The sequence below is a fragment of the Acinetobacter sp. YH12254 genome (assembly GCF_013417415.1).
Taxonomy (GTDB): domain Bacteria; phylum Pseudomonadota; class Gammaproteobacteria; order Pseudomonadales; family Moraxellaceae; genus Acinetobacter; species Acinetobacter pseudolwoffii.
In genome coordinates this window covers 1-4,305 of sequence record NZ_VPEB01000037.1, presented here as the reverse complement: position 1 = coordinate 4,305, position 4,305 = coordinate 1, and the positions used below count along the sequence as shown (strand labels likewise).

Below are 4,305 nucleotides of genomic sequence, written 5' to 3'. Positions count from 1 at the left end.
CGCGACTCATGAGTGCTCGGTTATATGCGGGCCAATTGGTTGTGCGGTAGATTTTGTGTGTAGGCTTCTTCATTTGAAAATTATATCGCTGAAAAAGCCTTTACAGATAGGTTTGTGCAACAAAGCCGGCTGTAATTGATCGCCTTGGCAGTTGGAGAACTCGATGGCACCGTCAGATAATGTTGGCTGAGCCATTCATACAGTTGTTGCATCACCGGTTGACTATGCTTTTGCCGATATTCGCGGCGATGTTCTGCTGTACCATCGGTCTTTTTCCTGAGTTCTGCTTCTATGGCATACAGTTTCTGAATCAGCACTAATGCCTGTTCAGCGATCTGACTTTTCCCGGTCACATGCAGTTCATGAAATTTACGACGTGCATGTGCCATGCAGCCCACCTCAATCGTCACCGAGTTAACTCATCGAGCAGGTGATGCAGTAAAAATCGCTGATGCAGGCGCTATTGATGCCGAAGAGGGACTCTCTAATGTTATTGAAAGCGGCAAAATGTTAAGCGGTATTTCAGAATCCATAGGTCAAATCGCTTCTATGTCGACCCAAATGGCTGCAGCAGTGGAAGAGCAAGCCCATGTTACTGAAGACATTAACCTGCAAATAGTAAATATTTCAACGCTTGCCGATTTAAGTAATGACAGCTCGATGCAGCTTTCAGAGACGATTATTTATTTGAACAAGATTGCTGATGAGCTTCATAAACTGGTAGTACGGTTTAAGCGGTAATCTTTCAAGTGAAAGCCTAAAACATTTAACAGTGTATTCTTGCAGTACAATTGATAATAATCGATTAAGCAGCAAATTATTGGAGTAACGTTTTGAACGCACCTGAATTCCCTGTTGATGAAGCTGCTGGTTTACTTGCATTACAGCGAACTAATTTGCTGGATACGCCAGCAGAGAAGCGCTTTGACCGCATTACAAGATTAGCAGCGTCTGTATTTAAAGTGCCAATATGCCTTATCTCTTTGGTGGATAGTGACCGGCAATGGTTTAAATCTAAAGTGGGTCTTGACGCTTGTGAAACAGGCCGTGATATCTCATTTTGTGGCCATGCGATATTGCATGAGGATATTTTAATTGTTTCAGATGCAACAAAAGATGAGCGCTTTTCGTCAAATCCTTTAGTAACCCACGCGCCGCATATTCGTTTTTATGCGGGTGCACCGCTGCGAGAGACAAGTGGGCAACCCATCGGCACTCTATGTCTCATTGACTCCGTGGCCAGAGACTTTTCAGCAAAAGAGCAGCAAGAACTGCGCGAATTTGCAGACATGGTTGAGTATGAAATTGCCAAAGAAGATCAAGCTCGACTTCAAGAGCAGTTTTTAAAAGGCATGGCAAAAACAACCTCAATACTGGCAACACTGCCTGATATGGTATTTGTTATTGACCGAAACTTTCGTTTTTTGGTTTGCAAAGAGCATCCTGACTTACTTAAACCTCAACAAGCGATTTTGGGGCGTACCGTTCATGAGATACTACCCAATGAGCTAGGTCATCAACTCGTAGAGTGCCTCAAGCAAGCCTTTTGTAACAACGATGTGATTCATCATAACTACACGTTTGAAAAGTCAAATCAATCGTTCGAAGCCCGATACAAAAAGATTGATGATAATGAAGTATTAGTGGTCATTCGTAATACCTCTGCACAAGTTGAAGCGCAGTCAGAAATAAGACGCCTTTCTGAAGTTGCAAGGCAGACAACCAATGGTGTGGTAATAACTGATGTCAAAGGTCGAATTATATGGATTAATGAAGCCTTCTCCTTTCTTACAGGATATAGCATTGAAGAAATGCAGGGTAAAAAGCCTGGGGAGTTATTACAAAGGCCCGACACTGATCCTGCCACTGTTGCAATAATGAGAGATGCGCTTGCTCAACAGAACGGCTTTAATGTTGATGTTGTAAATTATTCAAAAGCGCAAAATTCCTACTGGGTGAGAATAGCTTGTAACCCGCTGTTTAGTGAAAGTGGTAGTTTGAGCGGCTATATTGCAATTGAAACAGATATTACAAAAGAGAAACAGGATGAAGAGCTCATAAGGAACAGTCAGAATTTACTTAAGGCCGTAATAGACGCTAACAATATAGGCACATGGCATTTTAATATTCAAACAGGCGAGTTGATTATCAATGATGAATGGGCCGCATTACTGGGTTACACACTTTCTGAGTTATTACCGGGAAACAGATACACGTGGGAAAGGCTAACGCATCCTGATGACCTGGCTTATTGTGCAACTATTCTTGAAAAGCACATGTCAGGCCTAATACCCATATATGAAGCCAATCTTCGTATGAAACACAAAAATGGTGAATGGAAATGGATAAACACCAGAGGGCGTATTTCTTCAAGGACATATGATGGCAAAGCTCTATGGTTATTGGGTACACACTTTGATATCAATGACCAAATAATTGCAGAAAAAGCGCTTAGTGATAAGTCAAGGCAGATGGAAGCTGTTGTTGAAGGGTTGCTTGATGGCATTATTACTATTGATGGTCGTGGTAAAATTCTGACATTTAACCAAGCCGCACAGGAAATCTTCGGCTATACGGAAGATGAAACGCTTGGCAAAAATATTAGCATGTTGATGGGGTCACCTCATCGAGAGCATCACGATAGCTACTTATCAAATTATATAGAACGTGGTGTCAGTGACATTACTGGGCGTATTCGTGAGCTTGAGGCCTTGCGCAAAGATGGTTCTATGTTTCCAATCGAGCTTGGTGTAGTTGAAGTTCAAATGGCTGGTGAAGTTAACTTTATCGGTGTTGTCAGGGATATCACTGAGCGTAAACAACGTGAAAATGAAATTCACCAGTTAGCATTTTATGACCCATTAACATTGCTACCTAATCGACGTCTGTTGTTGGACAGATTGACGGGAGCTATAAATCATAGCGTTCGTACAAGGAACTTCTCAGCATTATTTTTTCTTGATTTAGATAACTTTAAAAACCTTAATGATAGTGCTGGTCATAATAAAGGTGATTTGCTGTTGTGTCAGGTCGCTGAGCGTCTTGTCAACTCAGTGAGACAAGGTGATACCGTAGCGCGTTTAGGCGGCGATGAGTTTGTTATTATGGCATCAGATTTAAGTCATGAACCAACATTAGCAGCGAACCAGGCTGAGAGACTTGCACAAAAAATCGTGAGTAATTTAACAAGGGAATATAATCTTGACGGTCTAACTTACAATAGTTCGGCAAGCATTGGTGTAACACTTTTTAACAGTGAAAATCTGTCAAAAGAAGATTTGTTAAAGCAAGCTGATATGGCTATGTACAAGGCTAAATATGCTGGCCGAAATGGTGTGCAGTTTTTTGACCCGCAAATGCAAGTTGCAGTAAGCTCAAGAGCAGCAATTATTAGCGACTTATACTCTGCAATACAAAGCCAGCAATTTGTACTTTTCTATCAAAAACAGGTCAATCACCTGAAGCAGTGTATTGGTGTTGAGGTATTGTTACGCTGGATACACCCAGAAAAAGGCATGGTGTCGCCACTGCAATTTATCCCATTAGCGGAGGAAACAGGTCTTATTGTACCGATTGGCGAGTGGGTGCTAGAGGAAGCTTGCGCCACTCTGGCAAAATGGTCTTTAGAATCCGAAAAACAACACCTAAGCATTGCGGTTAACATAAGCGTAGTTCAATTTAGCAAAGATAATTTTGTTCAGACTGTTTTAAATCCATTGAAAACCTCAGGTGCAAATCCACAGTTGCTAAAGCTGGAAATTACGGAAACGTTGCTCGCAAATAACATTCCTGATGTTAAAGCTAAGATGAAAGAGTTGCAGCAGCACGGCGTGACTTTTTCAATCGATGATTTTGGTACAGGCTATTCATCCTTATCCTACTTAAAACAATTGCCTATAAATCAGTTGAAAATTGACCAAGGGTTTGTTCGAGATATTATCAATAGCAGTAATGATAGGGCCATCGCTCAGGCAGTTATAACATTAGCCAACTCAATGGAACTGCAAGTCATAGCTGAGGGTGTTGAAACAGAAGCCCAGCGCGCGTTATTGCAGAGTATGGGGTGTCACACCTATCAAGGCTATTTATACGGAAAACCGTGTCGGATAGAAGAGCTGCATTTTTAAAAGATAATTAGTAAGGTACATTAAGCGGGTTTTAATTTAGTAGTTTATGGGGGCTTTGTTGCACAAACCTATCTGTAAAGGCTTTTTCAGCGATATAATTTTCAAATGAAGAAGCCTACACACAAAATCTACCGCACAACCAATTGGCCCGCATATAACCGAGCACTCATGAGTCGCG

General features: G+C 41.5%; 2 protein-coding genes and 1 pseudogene. 2 read left to right on the top strand and 1 reads right to left on the bottom strand.

The features are described from left to right. Positions 1 to 128 precede the first annotated feature (128 nt). Positions 129 to 404: pseudogene (locus FTV29_RS14800) on the bottom strand (transposase); the annotation flags it as partial. Here FTV29_RS14800 and FTV29_RS14795 point away from each other — a divergent pair. Together FTV29_RS14795 and FTV29_RS14790 are read left to right on the top strand one after the other, a co-directional pair. Beyond that, positions 388 to 741, top strand: a complete 354-nt coding sequence (locus FTV29_RS14795) for a methyl-accepting chemotaxis protein (protein ID WP_218944869.1) — start codon at positions 388 to 390, stop codon at positions 739 to 741. The pseudogene FTV29_RS14800 and the gene FTV29_RS14795 overlap by 17 nt on opposite strands. Before the next feature lie 92 nt (positions 742 to 833). Beyond that, on the top strand, positions 834 to 4,127 hold the full coding sequence (locus FTV29_RS14790) for an EAL domain-containing protein (protein ID WP_159138995.1): 3,294 nt from the start codon (positions 834 to 836) through the stop codon (positions 4,125 to 4,127). The last annotated feature ends 178 nt before the right edge of the window (positions 4,128 to 4,305 follow it).